The following is a 16,196-nucleotide window of genomic DNA, read 5'->3' on the forward strand; positions in this document are numbered from 1 at the left end:
CGAACCCAAGGAGATCACGATGACCATCACCTGCTTCATCCGCTATGAGATCGACCCGTTCGGCAAGCCGGCCTTCGAGCAATATGCCAAGGCCTGGGGCCAGGCGATCCCGCGCTGCGGCGCCGATCTGATCGGCTACTACGCCCCGCATGAGGGCTCGGCCACCACCGCCTACGCCGCCTACAACATTGACAGCCTCGCTGCCTATGAGGCCTACCGCGCCCGTCTCGCAGCCGATCCCGCCGGCAAGGCCAATTACGAATTCGCCCGCCGGGAAAAGTTCATCTTGAAAGAAGGTCGCATCTTCCTGAAGCTGGTGTCGGGGCCGCATGGACCGCGGCAGCTGTTCCAGACCGCCGTCAAGGAGGAGATATGATCGCTGTCATCTTCGAGGTGCAACCGGCTGAGGGAAAGCGCGATGCCTATCTCGGTATCGCTGCCGAGTTGCGGCCGCTGCTCGACGGCATAGACGGTTTCATCTCGATCGAGCGGTTTCAGAGCCTGGGCGACCGGAACCGCGTGCTGTCGCTGTCCTTCTGGCGCGACGAGGAAGCGGTGAAAGCCTGGCGCAACACGGAAGAGCACCGGCAGGCGCAAAAGGCCGGCCGTGGCGGAATCTTTGCCGGCTACCGGCTGCGCATTGCGCATGTGCTGCGGGACTATGGGCTGACGGAGAGGGATGAAGCGCCGGCCGACAGCCGGGCGGTGAATGGGTGACTAGGTATCGGCGTCGCGCCAGGCCCCCTCATCCGGCCGCTTCGCGGCCACCTTCTCGCCGCTGGGGAGAAGAGACTGGCGCAGGCGTCGAAAATCTCCTCTCCCCTCGGGGAGAGGTCAGCCGAGCGAAGCGGAGGCTGGGTGAGGGGCGCTTGGCGCTCAAGCATTCCCGATCAGCACCCCGGCCGCAAACACCAGCGCCCCGCCGAGCACCACCTGAAACGCCGCGCGCAGGAACGGGGTTTGCATGTAGCGGTTCTGCACGAAGGCGATCGCCCACAATTCGAAGAACACCACCACGGCCGCCACCGCCGTCGCCGTCCAGAAATGCGGGATGATGTAAGGCAGCGCGTGGCCCAGTCCACCTAGCGTCGTCATGATGCCGACCGTCAGTCCGCGCTTGATCGGCGAGCCACGCCCTGACAATTTGCCATCGTCGGAAGCGACTTCGGTAAAGCCCATCGAGATGCCGGCGCCGATCGAGGCGGCGAGGCCGACCAGCAGCGTCTGCCAGGTGTCGTGCGTGGCAAACGCCGCGGCAAAGATCGGCGCCAGCGTCGACACCGAGCCATCCATCAGCCCGGCCAGTCCCGGCTGCACATAGGTCAGGATGAATTGGCGCTGCTCGGCGCTGGCTTCCTCGTCCTTCACCTCGCCCGGCACAAGTTTCTGTTCCAGCCGATGCGCCGAATTTTCGTGGCTTTGCTCGGCCGCGGCCAGGTCGCCGAGCAGTTTCCGCGTCGAAGCATCGCCGGTGCGCTTGGCCGCCTCGACATAGAACCGGTAGGCCTGCCGCTCCATCTCTTCGGCTTGGCGCCGCACATGCTCGATGCCGAGCGGCCGCACCAGCCAGTCGGGCTTGCGCTCGTAATAGCCTTTCACATGCTCGCGGCGCAGCAGCGGAATGCGCTCGCCGAAACGCTTGCGGTAGAGCTCGATCAGGGAATCACGATGCCCGTCCTCCTCCTCCGCCATCGCCTCGAACACTTTCGCCGATTGCGGAAAACTGTCCGCCAGCCCGTCGGCATAGGCGCGGTAGATGCGCCCGTCATCCTCTTCGGAGGAAATTGCCAGCGCCAGGATCTCCTGTTCCGACAGCGTTTCGAAAGGACGGCGGCCGAAACCGAAGACACGGGAAAGCATGAGAAATTCACCCCAGTTTAGAACAATTCTAAACTAGGCGCTGCAATCTCTGCGGTCAATCACCAGTCAAGAAATGTTGAAGCGCCGGATTGCAACGCGCCCTTCATTATCGGCAAATGTTCACCTATATTGTCGCGACACGCAAGCGAAAGGCATGAGCAAGATGACGGCAAAGCCGCACGACCACTTCGATCCGAAACCCGTCCTCGATCTGATCGCCAGCATCGAGGCCGATTTGCAACGGCTGAAAGGCCTGGTCGAACAGCAGGTCGAAAAATTCGATCCCGCCAATCCGCACAACAAGGCGCCCGACGGCAAGCTGACCGAGGAGGGCGTCGAATGCTGCTACCGCCTGTTCGACGAAGGCAAGTCGCGCTATTCGGTCGCCCAGCAGATGAAGATCTCGTTTGCCGCCGCAACGCACCGGTTCAATTCCTGGCGCAAGGCGGGCGGGCCGAAGCGGCAGAGGGCGTTACTGGGATAATTGGCGAATGCCGCGGGGAAACCCGATCTCCCCCCTCGTGGGGGAGATGGCCGGCAGGCCAGAGGGGGCGCTGTCCCGCCGACCTTTCCCTGCCTAAAGCCCAGCACCGTTCAGGATGCGCCGCCAAGCCCAGCCGCAATCACAATATGCTGGCAGACATTGTCGATGTCGCGGATGACGTCGTCATTCCAGAACCGCAGGACGGTCCAGCCATCTTGTTCGAGGTGCGATGTCCGCGTTTCATCACCGGCAGCCGCGCCGGCGTCCGCATGCGGGGAGCCATCGACTTCGATGACCAGCTTCTTCTCCGGGCAAGCGAAATCGACGATGTAGGCGGCAATCGGAAATTGTCGCCGGAAGCCAAGCCCATCAGCCGGTGGGCACGAAGTTCGTTCCAGAGCTTGAGTTCGGCTGGCGTCAGGACTTTGCGCATCGATCTGGCGTTTGCGCGACGTCGAGGCGGCAGAGGCGTGTGCGGCATTACGATGCTCGGTGGTGCGGAGGCTTGCGCTCTATGGCGCCCCCCTCTGTCCTGCCGGACATCTCCCCCACTTGGGGGGAGATTGGTTGTACTTCCTACGGCGTCAGTTCAATTTCCTCCGTCTCGCCGCCATTGCAGGTGTAGCAGCAATCCTCGCATCTTTCCTTGTTGTTGGGGCCGACGCCCCAATAGGTTCCCTCGTCGCCGTCGACCCAGGCGCCGTAGCAGATGGACTCGCCCTCGTCGCACGAGACCGGGATCTGCTTGGTCTCGCCATCGTCGAGATAAAAGTCCTTGTCATTGCCCGGCCAGACATAGTCGCGGTCCTGGCTGTAGAGCTCGAGGCGCATGGCGTTGGGATGGCTGTTCTTGACGGCGAAGGTGATGTCGGCTGCGTGCGCGGCCGGCGCAAACAGCGCGGCAAGCGAGAGCGCGACGACGACGCGGCGCAGACAAGTGAAAGACATGGTGTTTCCCCCGAGGCAAATCGGCCCCCCGGCCGAGGGAATCAGCATCGCACGATGGCGGCTGACATTGAAGGGCGGGGCGTGACTGATTTTGGGGGGATTGGGAGAGGTTGGTGGAGCTGCTGATCTCCCCCTCGTGGGGAGATGCCTGGCAAGGCAGAGGGGGGCGCTGTCCCGCCGACCTCTCATTCCTGCAGCCGCGTCATTTCAATTTTAGGCTTGCTGATCCATACGCTGGCGATCCTTCGCGCCCCCCTCTGTCCTGCCGGACATCTCCCCCACGAGGGGGGAGATCAGCAGCTTCGGCGCCCCGCCCCTCACTCCACCAGATCGATCGTCTCGGTCGTTTTCTCCACGCAGATGAAGCAGCACGTATCGCAAGGCTGGTCATTGTCCGGCCCGACCCCCGCCGAAATCGCATCGTTGCCATTCACCCAGGCGCCGTAGCAGATGTTTTCGCCTGACATGCACGAGATCGGTACCGATTTTTGCGAGCTGGGCTCGATCAGAAACACCTGGTCGCCGCCCGGCCACGACATCTTGCGGTCACGGCTGAACAGCTCCACCGCCACAGCCTGCTTGCGCAGGTTCTTGACGAAGAACGCCATGTCGGCGGCGTGGGCCGGGGTGGCGAGGAGGAGAGCGGCAAGGGTGAGGCGGAGCATGATGGGGGTATCCGAATCGGAGACGGGAACTAGAGCATGAGCGGAGAAGCGACGCGAGGCGGTCGAGCGGGTAATCTCCCTCCTCGAGGGGGAGATAGCCGGCAGGCCAGTACGCCACGGCAGGGTGTTTTCAATGGGTGACGGCTTGTCCGCTAGCGGACAGAACGTTGGAAATGCCTAGCCAATTGTACCAATATAATCACAACTATACGTAATAACAGTACTGGGTTGTACATAAGGTTCTCGCCGCTCTTTACGAACTCGACCGACCTTCGTATCGTCTCTCTCAGGGCTGGGGAGAGAAAATATGCCAACAGTCGATTTGAAGATCGAGCAGCTTGTGCTCGATAGCGATAACCCGCGGATTACTCATGCGGCAGGACAGCAAGAGGCTTTTCAGAAAGTTGTAAAAGACCAGAAGATGAAGCTGGTCCGACTGGCAGAGAGCATTGTCGAACACGGCCTCAGCCCCATTGAAAGGCTTATGGTCCTTGAGGTGAGCGCGAAGCCCAAGCGCTATATTGCGTTAGAAGGTAATCGCCGCGTTGCAACATTGAAGCTCTTGGCAAATCCGGCGGCGATGACAGGCCTGGATATGCCGGACAGCATGCAACGCTCAATGGAGCGTTTGGCGGCGATTTTTGACGTGAGCAAAATTGAGCCAATTTCGGCATACGAGGTGGGAGCCCGCGAAGAGGGCAAGTACTGGATCGAACTGCGCCACAATGGCGAAGACGAAGGTCGTGGTGTAGTCGGGTGGAAACCGATCGTCGCCGCGAGGTTTCGGAAGCGAGAGCCAGCCATACAAGCTTTGGATCTGGTTCTAGAGCATGGTGGCTTCAATGAAGAAGAGACAGAGGCGATCCGCTCGAAGTTTAGCCTGACGACCCTGCGGCGCGTCGTGGAAGATAAGACCGCGCTCGCGCTCTTGGGATTGACCGTTAAGGACAATCAGCTGCGCACGAACATCCCAGGCGCGGAACTGATGAAGCCGCTCAGGAAGGTCGTCCGAGATATTGCTGCGAAGGCGGTCAATTCGCGCACGTTCAATAAGAGCGAGGATATCGTCAAATACGTCCGGGGTTTCGGGAAATCGGACAGTGCCGATGCCACCAAGAAAATCGCAGAACGCCCTGTTGAAGGTATTTCAAAGGCAGAGTTCACAGCTAAGACGCCAAAACCAGCAAAACCCCGCCCGAAGCCTGCCGTGGACTGGCCATACGTTGTTCCGAAGGGGTGCTCGCTAACCGTCACCGACAACCGCATCGGCGAAATCTATAAAGAACTTCAGACGTTGAAACTATCCGATGCGCGGAACGCCATTGCCGTGCTGTTAAGGGTTTTTCTGGAGCTATCTGTAGATCATTTCCTTGAGGACAACGGTATCGACCTTCACCACTCAGCGGACCCGAAGAGTGGAAAGAAACCGTGGAAGAGCCTCGACAAAAAGCTGGCGGAGACGGTGGACCTCCTAATAAAGGTAGGGGTGCCTAAGGCGCACTTTGCCGCAGTGACCCGCAGCGTCAGTGACAAGAGCAGCCCCATGCACATGGACCTTTTTCATCGATATGTCCACGACAGGTTCCAGACGCCCGTCACGACCGACCTAGCCGCTGCATGGAACAACGCCCAACCACTGTTCGAAAAGATTTGGCCGTGATCTCATCCGATATCGCTCCGCGTCGGCTCACCCATTTTACGCCGTTGCGCTATCCCGGCGGAAAGGGAAAACTCGCCGCCTACGTCAAGGAGATTATAAGAGCCAACAAGCTTTTCGACGGTGAGTACGTCGAACCCTATGCCGGCGGCGCTGCCATCGCCCTTGAACTACTCTTTCAAGAGTACGTTGCGCGTATCCATATCAACGACCTGAGCCGTCCAGTCTATTCTTTCTGGAAAAGCGTTCTGAACGATACTGAGGATCTTTGTCGTCTGATCAAGAACACCCAAGTCTCGGTCGCGTCGTGGGATCGGCAAAAGCGCATCTTCTCCAACCCTGATGAATACAGCTACGTTGAAGTTGGATTCGCAATGTTCTTCCTAAACCGGACCAACAGGTCTGGCATTTTGAACGCTGGAATTATCGGCGGGCGCGACCAGACCGGACCTTGGAAAATAGACGCGCGCTACAATGCGGATGAACTCGTTTTCAGGATCGAGTCTATCGCGAAAATGCGGAAGCGGATTAAGCTGACGCAGACTGACGCCCTAGCGCTGTTGCGCCACGGGCTGCCGAAATGGGACGTGAAAACGTTGGTTTACCTAGATCCCCCCTATTTCGAACAAGGACGCCAGCTCTACTACGACTACTACAAGCCGGACGATCACGCCGCGCTGGCATCGTTCATCAGCGCGAACATGCAGGATCGTGCCTGGATAGTGAGCTACGACAACGTAGCACCTATCAAAAGCCTCTACTCAGGCTTCCGCAGCATCGTCTATAATATCGGGTATTCGGCGCGCGAAGTGCGCATAGGCAAAGAGGTCATGTTCTTTGCGCCGGCCATGACAATCCCAGAGGTAGCCGGCCCGATTCAGCAAGTCGGGACAATCGAAGAGGCGGCTTAATGGCCAGAGTGAAAAAACCAGCGGGACAATGGAACATTGGTGCGGCTCACGCACTCTATCATCGTGGCGGAACGTGGTTCAATGTCCTCGAAAAGTTCCCCGGAGCGCTGTGCGATCCGAATGGATACGTTCTCTTTTCAAGCAGGTCCGATTATGAAAACGCGCCAAATGTAAACGTTGCCCAGCAAACAAACGTGCCGGGGGGTATCCATCGGTTAGGTGGGTACGTTCGGATGGCAGAATGAAAAAATCTCAACAGGGCGCAGCAGCCGTTAAGTCTTTGGAGCAAATCATCGGTTCATCAGATCGATGACTTTGCACTCTCTGCGCGTGGACAGGTAGTGCACTGCCGCACCCCCCGGGGTGGGCCCCGCTGCCTTCGGCAGCTCCCACCCGGACTTGCGCTCGCATCGACCCACCGGGTCGGTGCGTCCGGCCAAAAGCCGGACCGCTTAATCCCCCATCTTCAGCGCCTGGATAAACGCCTCCTGCGGAATATCCACCTTGCCGAACTGCCGCATCCGCTTCTTGCCCTCTTTTTGCTTGTCCAGGAGCTTGCGCTTGCGGCTTACGTCGCCGCCATAGCACTTCGCGGTCACGTCCTTGCGCAGGGCCGAGATGGTTTCGCGGGCGATGACCTTGCCGCCGATCGCGGCCTGGATCGGGATCTTGAACAGATGGTTCGGGATCAACTCCTTCAGCTTTTCGCACATCTGGCGGCCGCGCTTTTCCGCCGCCGTGCGGTGGACCAGCATGGACAGCGCGTCGACCGGCTCCTCATTGACCAGGATCGACATCTTCACCAAATCGCCTTCCTTGTAGTCGGTCAGGTGGTAGTCGAACGAGGCGTAGCCCTTGGAGATCGACTTCAGCCGGTCGTAGAAGTCGAAGACGACTTCGTTGAGCGGCAGATCGTAGATCAGCATGGCGCGCTTGCCGACATAGGACAGGTCGGCCTGGATGCCGCGCCGGTCCTGGCAGAGCTTCAATATGCCGCCGAGATAGTCGTCGGGGGTCAGGATGGTGGCGCGGATCCACGGCTCCTCGATGGCCGAGATTTTCACCACGTCGGGCATGTCGGCGGGGTTGTGCAGTTCCTTGACCGAGCCGTCATTGAGCAGCAGCCGGTAGACGACTGATGGTGCCGTGGCGATCAGGTCGAGGTTGAACTCGCGCTCCAGCCGCTCCTGGATGATTTCCAGATGCAGCAGGCCAAGGAAGCCGCAGCGGTAGCCGAAGCCGAGCGCGGCACTGGTTTCCATTTCATAGGAGAAGCTGGCGTCGTTGAGGCGCAATTTGCCGACGGCGGCGCGCAGATCCTCGAAATCGGCGGCGTCGACCGGGAACAGGCCGCAAAACACCACCGGCTGCGCCGGCTTGAAGCCGGGCAAAGCATGCGCGGTCTGGCGCTTGTCCTCGGTGATGGTGTCGCCGACGCGAGTGTCGGCCACTTCCTTGATCGAGCCGGTGAAGAAGCCGAACTCGCCGGGGCCGAGCTCGTCGACATTGATGCGGGCGGGCGTGAACACGCCGGTGCGCTCGACCAGATGCTTGGCGCCAGTGCCCATCATGCGGATGGTCGCGCCCTTTTTCAGCACCCCATCGATGATGCGCACCAGCACGATGACGCCGAGATAGGCGTCGTACCAGGAGTCGACCAGCATGGCTTTGAGCGGTGCTGAGGCATCGCCCTCGCGCGGCGGCGGCAATTGGTGGACGATGGCTTCGAGCACATCGGGAATGCCGAGACCGGTCTTGGCCGAGATCAGCACGGCGTTGGAGGCGTCGATGCCGATGACCTCCTCGACCTGCTCGCGGATGCGCTCGGGCTCGGCGGCCGGCAGGTCGACCTTGTTCAGCACCACGACGATCTCGTGGTTGTTGTCGATGGCCTGGTAGACATTGGCCAGCGTCTGCGCCTCGACGCCTTGCGAGGCGTCGACGACCAGCAGCGAACCTTCGCAGGCGGCGAGCGACCGCGACACTTCATAGGCGAAGTCGACATGGCCGGGCGTGTCTATGAGGTTGAGGATATAGTCCTCGCCATTGTTGGCGCGGTATTTCAGCCGCACGGTCTGCGCCTTGATGGTGATGCCGCGCTCGCGCTCGATGTCCATCGAGTCCAGCACCTGCTCCTTCATGTCGCGCAGCTCCAGCCCACCGGTCGACTGGATCAGCCGGTCGGCAAGCGTGGATTTGCCATGGTCGATATGGGCGACGATGGAGAAATTGCGGATGTGGTCGAGAGGCGTGCTCATGATGGGGCGGCTTTAGCAGGGGCGGGTTGCAGGGGCAAGCGGGGTGGCGGTGCCCTTGCCTTCTCCCCTTGTGGGAGAAGGTGGATCGGCGCGCAGCGCCGAGACGGATGAGGGGTGTTCCAGCTTGACGCCGGCGTTCTTTCACCGCCATGGCTGCAAACTGACATCCCTTACATAAGCGATTATCGTGGTGCAGACGCTGTCCATGTCTTTCAGGACATCGTCGTTCCAAAAGCGCAACACACGAAAGCCTCTCGCCTCCAGTTCCGTTCTACGGGCCTGGTCTGACTCTGAGTCCGCATGCTGACTCCCATCGATCTCGATGATGAGGAGTGATTCAAGACAAGCGAAATCGGCGACGTATTTTCCAACAGGAACTTGGCGCCGAAATTTGATCCGATCGAGCCTGCGGTCACGTAGTTCGTGCCACAGTTTGTCTTCCGCCTCCGTCATTTCACGTCGGAGCGAACGGGCAAAGTTTCGTTTGGCAGGAGCGACGGGCTGATGTGGCATGACGTTAGATTAACCAACGTCTCACTCCGCTGGAACACCCCTCATCCGTCTCGGCGCTTCGCGCCGATCCACCTTCTCCCACAAGAGGAGAAGGCAACGACGCGTCCGCCCCCAATCACGAAGCGGTGAACCATGTAACGAAGCCTCTGGCAGCGGCGAAGTGTGGGAAGAACCCGCCGCAACGGAGACCCCCAATGACTGGATCCAACCCAAAACGCGCCGGCATGCTGGCTGCCGTAGGCGCCGCGCTGATGATGCTTGGCGGCACCGCCTTCGCCCAGCCGCTCACCGTGGTCGAATTGTTCACCAGCCAGGGCTGTTCGTCTTGCCCGCCGGCCAATGCCAACCTGATCAAGGTCAAGGACGAGCCGGGTGTTCTGGCGCTGTCGTTCAACGTCACCTACTGGGACTATCTCGGCTGGAAGGACATTTTCGGCCGCGAGGAATTCACCCAGCGCCAGGTGCGCTATGAGCCGTCGCTCGGCCGTTCCGGCCCGTTCACGCCGCAGGTGGTGGTCAATGGCGGTGCCGATGCGGTGGGCGCGGCATCAGGCGAGATCGAGCAGCTGATTTCCGCGAGCGGTCACACGAACGGGCCGACGCTGTCGCTCGACGGCGGCAAGATCAGCATCGGCGTCGGTTCCGCGCCGGCCGGCCGCGCTGATGTCTGGCTGGTCCGCTACAACAAGGGCGTCGTCGAAGTGCCGGTGGCGCGCGGCGAGAATACCGGGCGCACGCTGCCGCATGCCAATGTCGTGCACTCGCTGGAGAAACTCGGCAGCTGGAGCGGCGACGCCACCACACTGCCGCTGCCGGCGGCAAGCGGCGGGCTGAGCACCGCGGTGCTGGTGCAGTCGCCGGGTGGTGGGCCGATCCTGGCTGCAGCCGCCGACTGATTCTTTTTCTACGCAACGCCGCTAGCGCGGCATAACCGGGCTCGCATCCGCGCGCCCTCTTCAAGGAGGAAATACCATCATGACCAAGACCCTGACCGCGCTCGCTTTTGCGCTTTCGATGACCGCCTTCGCCTCCGGCGCCCGCGGGGACGAAGCGACCGACGCCATGAAGCCGGCGATGGCAACTGATGCGATGAAGCCCGCGACCGATGCCATGGCGCCGGCGACCGGTGCCATGAAGCCAGCCGATCCGATGGCGACGAATCCGATGAAACCCGCCACCGACGCCATGAAGCCGGCCGATGCCATGAAACCCGCAACGGATGCGATGAAGCCGGCGGACGCCATGGCGCCCGCGCAATAAGGCTTGCACCCATGGCCCGGCCGCACAGTGGCCGGGCCGGCGCACGGCAATTTGAGAAACCTGGCGGGACGTTCTGTCGTATAGTCTTCGCCACCATCAAGGAGATCAGACATGACCGGCATTGCAAGGACGAGAACGCCGATCTTCAAGAGCGCGCTTGCCGCGCTCATCGTCGCCGCCGCCGCGGCCGCCTTCTGGCAGAGCCCGGCGCGTTCGGCCGAGGACGCGGTGGTCATCCCGCCGCCGGCAATGGACGAAAAGGCCGCCAGCGGCAGCGAGAAGGCGATCTTCGCCGGCGGCTGCTTCTGGGGCGTGCAGGGCGTGTTCCAGCACGTCAAGGGCGTGACCAAGGCCGTCTCCGGCTACACCGGCGGCGCCAAGGATGACGCCGTCTACGAAACGGTGGGCAGCGGCCGCACCGGCCACGCCGAATCGGTCGAGATCACCTACGATCCGTCCAAGGTGACCTACGGCCAGCTGCTGCAGGTCTATTTCTCGGTCGCCCACAACCCGACGCAGTTGAACTTCCAGGGCCCGGACTCGGGCACCCAGTACCGCTCGACCATCTTTGCCGAGAATGGCGAGCAGCAGAAGATCGCCCAGAGCTACATCGCCCAGCTCGACCAGGCGAAAGTGTTTGCCAAGCCCATCGTCACCACGCTGGAGACGGGCAAAACCTTCTATCCGGCCGAGGAATATCACCAGGACTTTCTGACGCTGAACCCGACCTACCCCTACATCGTCTACAACGACCTGCCCAAGGTGGCGAATTTGAAGGCGCTGTTCCCGGGGTTGTACAGCGAGAAGCCGGTGCTGGTGCTGGCGGGGAAGAGCTGAGGGGCGATAGGACTTGGCCGGACGCAGAGAGCGGCGACGCCCTACCTGAGACGCCAGCGGGACAGCACCCCCCTCTGCCCTTCCGGGCATCTCCCCCTCATGCGGGGAGATTGGCAGCGTCGCTGACGGTGCTCATCTTGCAAGGTTGGCGAAGGCCGCAGTGAGAGCTGATCTCCCCCCTTGAGGGGGAGATGGCCGGCAGGCCAGAGGGGGGTGCCTCGCGTAAACCGCGATTAGAGAGCCCTTCAATCATACGTCAGATCCGTCGCCTTCCCGCCGAACACCCGATACGCATAGAACGAATAGAAGATGATCACCGGCAGCACGACCACCGTGCCGGCGAGGATGATGGCCAGGCTTTCCGTCGCCGACGCCGCCTGCCAGATGGTCAGCCTGTCGGGCACCACGAAGGGGTAGAACGACCAGGCAAGCCCGGCAAAGCCGAGCGCGAAGATGGCGGCGAGCGTCAGGAACGGCCGCAGCGCGTGGCGATCATCGGGCTTGGGCAGATGGAAGGTCTGCCGCCACAGCCACAGGAACAGCAGCGCCGACAGGATCGGCAGCGGCGACAGATAGAGCATTTCGGGCCAGACGAACCATTTGGCGAAGATACGCGGACTGGCGAATGGGGTCGCCAGCGACACCGCCGCCATGCCGAGCGCGGTCAGCACCAGGGCCGTGCGCAGCCAGGCCACCGCCTTCCTCTGCAATTCGCCCTCGGTCTTGTAGATGACCCAGGCCGCGCCCATCGCTGCATAGGCCGCCGACAGGCAGAGCGCCACCAGCGCCCCGAAAGCGATGCCGCCAAAGCCGACATCGAGGCCAAGCACATAGACGCCGAGCATATAGCCTTGCGCCAGCGAGGCGATGACGGAACCGAGGAAGAAAATGCGGTTCCAGCGATGCTTCTTGCCGGCGGGCACCTTGGCGCGGAAATCGAAGGCGACGCCGCGCAGGATGAGGCCAACCAAAAGCACGAAGACGGGAATGTAGAGCGCGGTGAGGATGACGCCATGCGCCAGCGGAAAGGCGACCAGGAGCAGGCCGACGGCCAGCACTAGCCAGGTCTCGTTGGCATCCCAGAAAGGGCCTATTGCCGCGATCATGGTGTCCTGCTCGGCATCTTCCGCGACCGAGAACAGGATGCCGATGCCGAGATCGAAACCGTCGAGAATGACGTAGATCAGGATGGCGAGGCCCATCAGGCCGGCGAAGATCAGGGGCAGCGCGGTTGGCCAGTCGAAGGTCATCGGTCTGTCATCCCTCTCATCAACGGTTCTGCCCTTCGCTATGGCTCCGGGCGTTCGTCATTCGAAAAGCCAAATCGTTGGCTTTTCGTCCGCTACGCGGACCATTCCTCACTCTCCCGCGGCCGGTTGCGACATCGCCGTCTTCATGACGCCCGGGAGCGGCGAGGTATCGCCGTCCTTGGCGGCCTTCAGCGCCAGGTGCACCAGCACGCCGAGATAGGCGATCAGCAAAAGCACATAGAGGATAAGATAGATGGAGAGCGTCAGCGCGACATGGCTGCCGGCGACCGGGCCGATAGCGTCGGCGGTTTTCAGCACGCCGGTGACCAGCCAGGGCTGGCGGCCGATTTCGGTGGTGTACCAGCCGGCCAGCGTCGCCAGCCAGCCGGAGAGCGCCATCGGCACCATCAGCATGGCCAGCGGCTTGGGCAGGCTGTGGCGGCGCTTGAGGAAGAAGGTCGCCGACCACGAGACGATGAGCATCAAAATGCCGGTGCCGACCATGATGCGGAAGCCCCAGAACACCGGGAAGACCGGCGGATGCAGGCCGGGATAGTCGTTGAGCCCCGGCACCATACCGCTGGTGGAATGGCGCAGCACCAGGCTGGCGCCGTCGGGAATGGCGATCTCGAATTTGTTTTCCTTCGCCGCCTCGTCGGGCAGCGCAAACAGCACCAGCGGCACGTTGGGGCCGGTATTCCAGTTCGCCTCCATGGCGGCGATCTTCTGCGGCTGGTGCTCCAGCGTATTCAGCCCGTGCTGGTCGCCGGCGAAGATCTGGATCGGGATCAGGATGGCGGCGGTGAAGACGCCGGTGCGCAGCGCCTTCCACATCGATTCCGACCGGTCGCCGGTGAGGTAGCGCAGCGCCGACAGGCCGGCGATCAGGAACGACACCGTCAGGCCGGAGGCAAGCAGCATATGCGTCAGACGGTAGGGCATGGACGGGTTGAAGACGATCGCCCACCAGTCGACGGGATGCGCCTTGCCGTCGATCATCTCGAAGCCGGCCGGCGTCTGCATCCAGGAGTTCAGCGCGATGATCCAGAAGGCCGACAGCGTGGTGCCGCCGGCGACCAACACCGTCGCCAGCGTGTGGACGCGGTTGGAGACGCGGCGGAAGCCGAACAGCATGATGCCGAGGAAGGCCGCTTCGAGGAAGAAGGCGGTGAGGATCTCGTAGGCAAGCAGCGGCCCGGCGATGTTGCCTACATGCTCCATATAGCCCGGCCAGTTGGTGCCGAACTGGAAGCTCATGGTGACGCCCGAGACCACGCCCATGGCGAAGGACAGCGCGAACACCTTTACCCAGGTGAAATAAGCGCGCATCCAGGCGGAATCGCCGGTGGCGTTGTAGCGGAGCTTGAAGAACAGCAGCACCCAGCCAAGCGCAATCGTGATGGTCGGAAACAGGATGTGGAACGAGATATTCGCCCCGAACTGCATTCGCGACAGGATGAGCGGGTCCATGCGGGCTCCGGCTGCTGTTTGTTGGCGCAGAATAGGCGGCGGATGCGGTCCGGTCAAAGCGGCTTGGCGTCACGCGGGGCGCGTTGTCGCAGCAGATGGGATCAATCCGTCAGTGCCCCGATACCCCCATACGAAACGGCAAAAGGGGAACGTTTGTCCACAATTGTCAGCAGCGGCATTGACTTCCCGCCGTGCGCACCGACATTCAGCGCAATAATAATCCCCGCCTCTTTCAAACAGTCGTTTTCGGCCTCATGTCTTCCACGAATTTGCCTTCCATCATTTCGATTTCCGGGGTCACCAAGACCTACGCCACCGGCTTCAAGGCGCTGAAGGAAATCAACCTCGACATCGAACGCGGCGAGATTTTCGCGCTGCTGGGGCCGAACGGCGCCGGCAAGACGACGCTGATCTCGATCGTCTGCGGCATCGTCAACCGTTCGTCGGGAACGGTGACCGTCGACGGCCACGACATCAACCGAGACTACCGCGCCGCGCGCAGCCTGATCGGGCTGGTGCCGCAGGAGCTGACCATCGACGCGTTCGAGAGCGTCTGGGCAACCGTCACCTACAGTCGCGGCCTGTTTGGCAAGCCGCCCAATCCGGGCTTCGTCGAAAAGGTGCTGCGCGACTTGTCGTTGTGGGACAAGAAGGACGCCAAGGCGATCACGCTGTCGGGCGGCATGAAGCGGCGGCTGATGATTGCAAAGGCGCTGTCACATGAGCCGCGCATCCTGTTCCTCGACGAACCCACGGCCGGCGTCGACGTCGAACTGCGCCAGGACATGTGGGCGATGGTGCGGCGGCTGCGCGACGATGGCGTCACCATCATCCTCACCACGCACTATATCGAAGAGGCCGAGGCGATGGCCGACCGTGTCGGTGTCATCAACCGCGGCGAGATCATCCTGGTCGAGGGCAAGGCCGAACTGATGCGCAAGCTCGGCCGCAAGCGCCTGATCGTCGAATTGCGCAACCCGCTCACCGCCATTCCCGGTGCATTCTCGCACTACGCGTTGGAGCTGTCGGACGATGGCACACAGCTGACCTACACCTATGACAACCAGAGCGAACGCCCCGGCGTCGCATCGCTGCTGCGCGAACTCGAGACGGCAGGCATCCAGTTCCGCGACATGGACACGCAAAACAGCTCGCTCGAGGAGATCTTCGTCAATCTGTTGAGGCAAGAGCCATGAATTGGCGAGCAGTATGGGCGATCTACCGGGTCGAGATGGCGCGTGCGTTCCGCACCGTGCTGCAGAGCATCGTCTCGCCGGTGATCTCGACATCGCTTTATTTCGTCGTCTTCGGCTCGGCCATCGGCTCGCGCATCACCGAGATTGACGGCATCAGCTACGGCGCCTTCATCGTGCCCGGCCTGATCATGCTGTCGCTGTTGACGCAGTCGATCTCCAACGCCTCCTTTGCCATCTATTTCCCGAAATTCGTCGGCTCCATCTACGAGCTCTTGTCGGCGCCGGTGTCGTATCTGGAGATCGTCATCGCCTATGTCGGCGGCGCCGCGACCAAGTCGATCATCCTCGGCTTGATCATCCTGGCGACGGCCTCGCTGTTCGTGCCGCTCACCATCCAGCATCCGTTCTGGATGCTGGCCTTCCTTGTCTTGACGGCGGTGACCTTCAGCCTGTTCGGCTTCATCATCGGCATCTGGGCGAAAAGCTTCGAGCAATTGCAGCTGGTGCCGCTGTTGATCATCACGCCGCTAACCTTCCTCGGCGGCAGCTTCTATTCGATCAACATGCTGCCCGAGGCCTGGCGCACGGTGACGCTGTTCAACCCGGTCGTCTACCTGATCAGCGGTTTCCGCTGGAGCTTTTACGGCAAGTCCGATGTCTCGGTCGCCGTCAGCCTGGGCATGACGATGGTGTTCCTCGCCATCTGCATCGCCATCGTCGCCTGGATCTTCCGCACCGGCTACCGGCTAAGGAACTGACCCCGGCGCCTAAAGCGCGTCGCGTTTGAACGGACTCAGGCGACGCGCTTTAGGTCTTTGTTTTTATGCATGTTGTCTCAAAACCGGGACCACTTTTGAGCGACATGCAAATTGGCGATCCCCCGTGCG

Annotated in this window: 17 protein-coding genes and 1 pseudogene; 10 read left to right on the top strand and 8 right to left on the bottom strand. The window is 61.5% G+C overall.

The annotated features are described in order from the left end of the window. Window positions 1-19: 19 nt before the first annotated feature. Together NLY44_RS22825 and NLY44_RS22830 are read left to right on the top strand one after the other, a co-directional pair. Window positions 20-376 carry an NIPSNAP family protein gene (locus NLY44_RS22825; protein ID WP_023805840.1) on the top strand — a complete coding sequence of 119 codons (357 nt, stop codon included), beginning with the start codon at window positions 20-22 and terminating at the stop codon, window positions 374-376. Beyond that, on the top strand, window positions 373-717 hold the full coding sequence (locus NLY44_RS22830) for an antibiotic biosynthesis monooxygenase family protein (protein WP_023805839.1): 345 nt from the start codon (window positions 373-375) through the stop codon (window positions 715-717). Before NLY44_RS22825 ends, NLY44_RS22830 begins: the two co-directional genes overlap by 4 nt. Window positions 718-876: 159 nt before the next feature. Here the strand turns inward: NLY44_RS22830 and mbfA are convergent, their stop codons facing one another. Continuing rightward, a complete protein-coding gene (gene mbfA, locus NLY44_RS22835; protein ID WP_023681248.1) occupies window positions 877-1,860 on the bottom strand; it encodes an iron exporter MbfA in 984 nt (327 codons plus the stop codon). 163 nt (window positions 1,861-2,023) lie between these two features. On the opposite strand from mbfA, the gene NLY44_RS22840 reads away from it, so the two are divergent. Next, a complete protein-coding gene (locus NLY44_RS22840) occupies window positions 2,024-2,344 on the top strand; it encodes a hypothetical protein (RefSeq protein WP_023681249.1) in 321 nt (106 codons plus the stop codon). A 110-nt stretch (window positions 2,345-2,454) separates the two neighbouring features. Here the strand turns inward: NLY44_RS22840 and NLY44_RS22845 are convergent. The 3 genes and pseudogenes from NLY44_RS22845 to NLY44_RS22855 form a co-directional block, all read right to left on the bottom strand. Continuing rightward, a pseudogene (locus tag NLY44_RS22845) lies at window positions 2,455-2,825 on the bottom strand (endonuclease domain-containing protein). 95 nt (window positions 2,826-2,920) lie between these two features. Then, window positions 2,921-3,292, bottom strand: coding sequence for a hypothetical protein (locus NLY44_RS22850; RefSeq protein WP_023681251.1), 372 nt, complete (start codon window positions 3,290-3,292; stop codon window positions 2,921-2,923). Window positions 3,293-3,609: 317 nt separating this feature from the next. Next, window positions 3,610-3,957, bottom strand: a complete 348-nt coding sequence (locus NLY44_RS22855) for a hypothetical protein (protein WP_031356101.1) — start codon at window positions 3,955-3,957, stop codon at window positions 3,610-3,612. 307 nt (window positions 3,958-4,264) lie between these two features. Here NLY44_RS22855 and NLY44_RS22860 point away from each other — a divergent pair, with 307 nt between their 5' ends. Both NLY44_RS22860 and NLY44_RS22865 read left to right on the top strand, forming a co-directional pair. Then, entirely contained in the window at window positions 4,265-5,617 is a 1,353-nt protein-coding gene (locus NLY44_RS22860) for a hypothetical protein (RefSeq protein WP_023805836.1), read from the top strand. After that, window positions 5,614-6,525: a DNA adenine methylase gene (locus NLY44_RS22865; RefSeq protein WP_023805835.1), complete on the top strand. Its 912-nt coding sequence runs from the start codon at window positions 5,614-5,616 to the stop codon at window positions 6,523-6,525. The genes NLY44_RS22860 and NLY44_RS22865 overlap by 4 nt, the downstream gene beginning before the upstream one ends. Before the next feature lie 452 nt (window positions 6,526-6,977). On the opposite strand, the gene lepA is transcribed toward NLY44_RS22865, so the two are convergent. Together lepA and NLY44_RS22875 are read right to left on the bottom strand one after the other, a co-directional pair. After that, window positions 6,978-8,783, bottom strand: a complete 1,806-nt coding sequence (gene lepA / locus NLY44_RS22870) for a translation elongation factor 4 (RefSeq protein ID WP_023673259.1) — start codon at window positions 8,781-8,783, stop codon at window positions 6,978-6,980. Window positions 8,784-8,924: 141 nt separating this feature from the next. Then, complete coding sequence (locus NLY44_RS22875; protein ID WP_023681256.1) at window positions 8,925-9,296, bottom strand: endonuclease domain-containing protein; 372 nt, start codon at window positions 9,294-9,296, stop codon at window positions 8,925-8,927. Between the two features lie 194 nt (window positions 9,297-9,490). On the opposite strand from NLY44_RS22875, the gene NLY44_RS22880 reads away from it, so the two are divergent. The 3 genes from NLY44_RS22880 (at window position 9,491) to msrA (ending at window position 11,393) form a co-directional block, all read left to right on the top strand. Then, window positions 9,491-10,192: a DUF1223 domain-containing protein gene (locus NLY44_RS22880; RefSeq protein WP_023732794.1), complete on the top strand. Its 702-nt coding sequence runs from the start codon at window positions 9,491-9,493 to the stop codon at window positions 10,190-10,192. 79 nt (window positions 10,193-10,271) lie between these two features. Then, window positions 10,272-10,556 carry a hypothetical protein gene (locus NLY44_RS22885; RefSeq protein ID WP_023805833.1) on the top strand — a complete coding sequence of 95 codons (285 nt, stop codon included), beginning with the start codon at window positions 10,272-10,274 and terminating at the stop codon, window positions 10,554-10,556. A gap of 111 nt (window positions 10,557-10,667) precedes the next feature. Continuing rightward, on the top strand, window positions 10,668-11,393 hold the full coding sequence (gene msrA / locus NLY44_RS22890; protein WP_023673263.1) for a peptide-methionine (S)-S-oxide reductase MsrA: 726 nt from the start codon (window positions 10,668-10,670) through the stop codon (window positions 11,391-11,393). 245 nt (window positions 11,394-11,638) lie between these two features. On the opposite strand, the gene NLY44_RS22895 is transcribed toward msrA, so the two are convergent. Together NLY44_RS22895 and NLY44_RS22900 are read right to left on the bottom strand one after the other, a co-directional pair. Next, window positions 11,639-12,643, bottom strand: coding sequence for a cytochrome d ubiquinol oxidase subunit II (locus tag NLY44_RS22895; protein WP_023701932.1), 1,005 nt, complete (start codon window positions 12,641-12,643; stop codon window positions 11,639-11,641). Between the two features lie 108 nt (window positions 12,644-12,751). Continuing rightward, the gene (locus NLY44_RS22900) at window positions 12,752-14,113 is read right to left on the bottom strand and encodes a cytochrome ubiquinol oxidase subunit I (RefSeq protein WP_023805832.1); all 1,362 of its coding nucleotides are present in this window, start codon (window positions 14,111-14,113) and stop codon (window positions 12,752-12,754) included. A gap of 269 nt (window positions 14,114-14,382) precedes the next feature. Here NLY44_RS22900 and NLY44_RS22905 point away from each other — a divergent pair, with 269 nt between their 5' ends. Both NLY44_RS22905 and NLY44_RS22910 read left to right on the top strand, forming a co-directional pair. Then, window positions 14,383-15,309, top strand: coding sequence for an ABC transporter ATP-binding protein (locus NLY44_RS22905; protein ID WP_023805831.1), 927 nt, complete (start codon window positions 14,383-14,385; stop codon window positions 15,307-15,309). Further along, the gene (locus tag NLY44_RS22910) at window positions 15,306-16,067 is read left to right on the top strand and encodes an ABC transporter permease (RefSeq protein WP_023805830.1); all 762 of its coding nucleotides are present in this window, start codon (window positions 15,306-15,308) and stop codon (window positions 16,065-16,067) included. The genes NLY44_RS22905 and NLY44_RS22910 overlap by 4 nt, the downstream gene beginning before the upstream one ends. Window positions 16,068-16,196 lie beyond the last annotated feature (129 nt).

It is taken from the genome of Mesorhizobium sp. C089B, from assembly GCF_030323125.1.
In the GTDB taxonomy this organism is placed as follows: Bacteria; Pseudomonadota; Alphaproteobacteria; order Rhizobiales; family Rhizobiaceae; genus Mesorhizobium.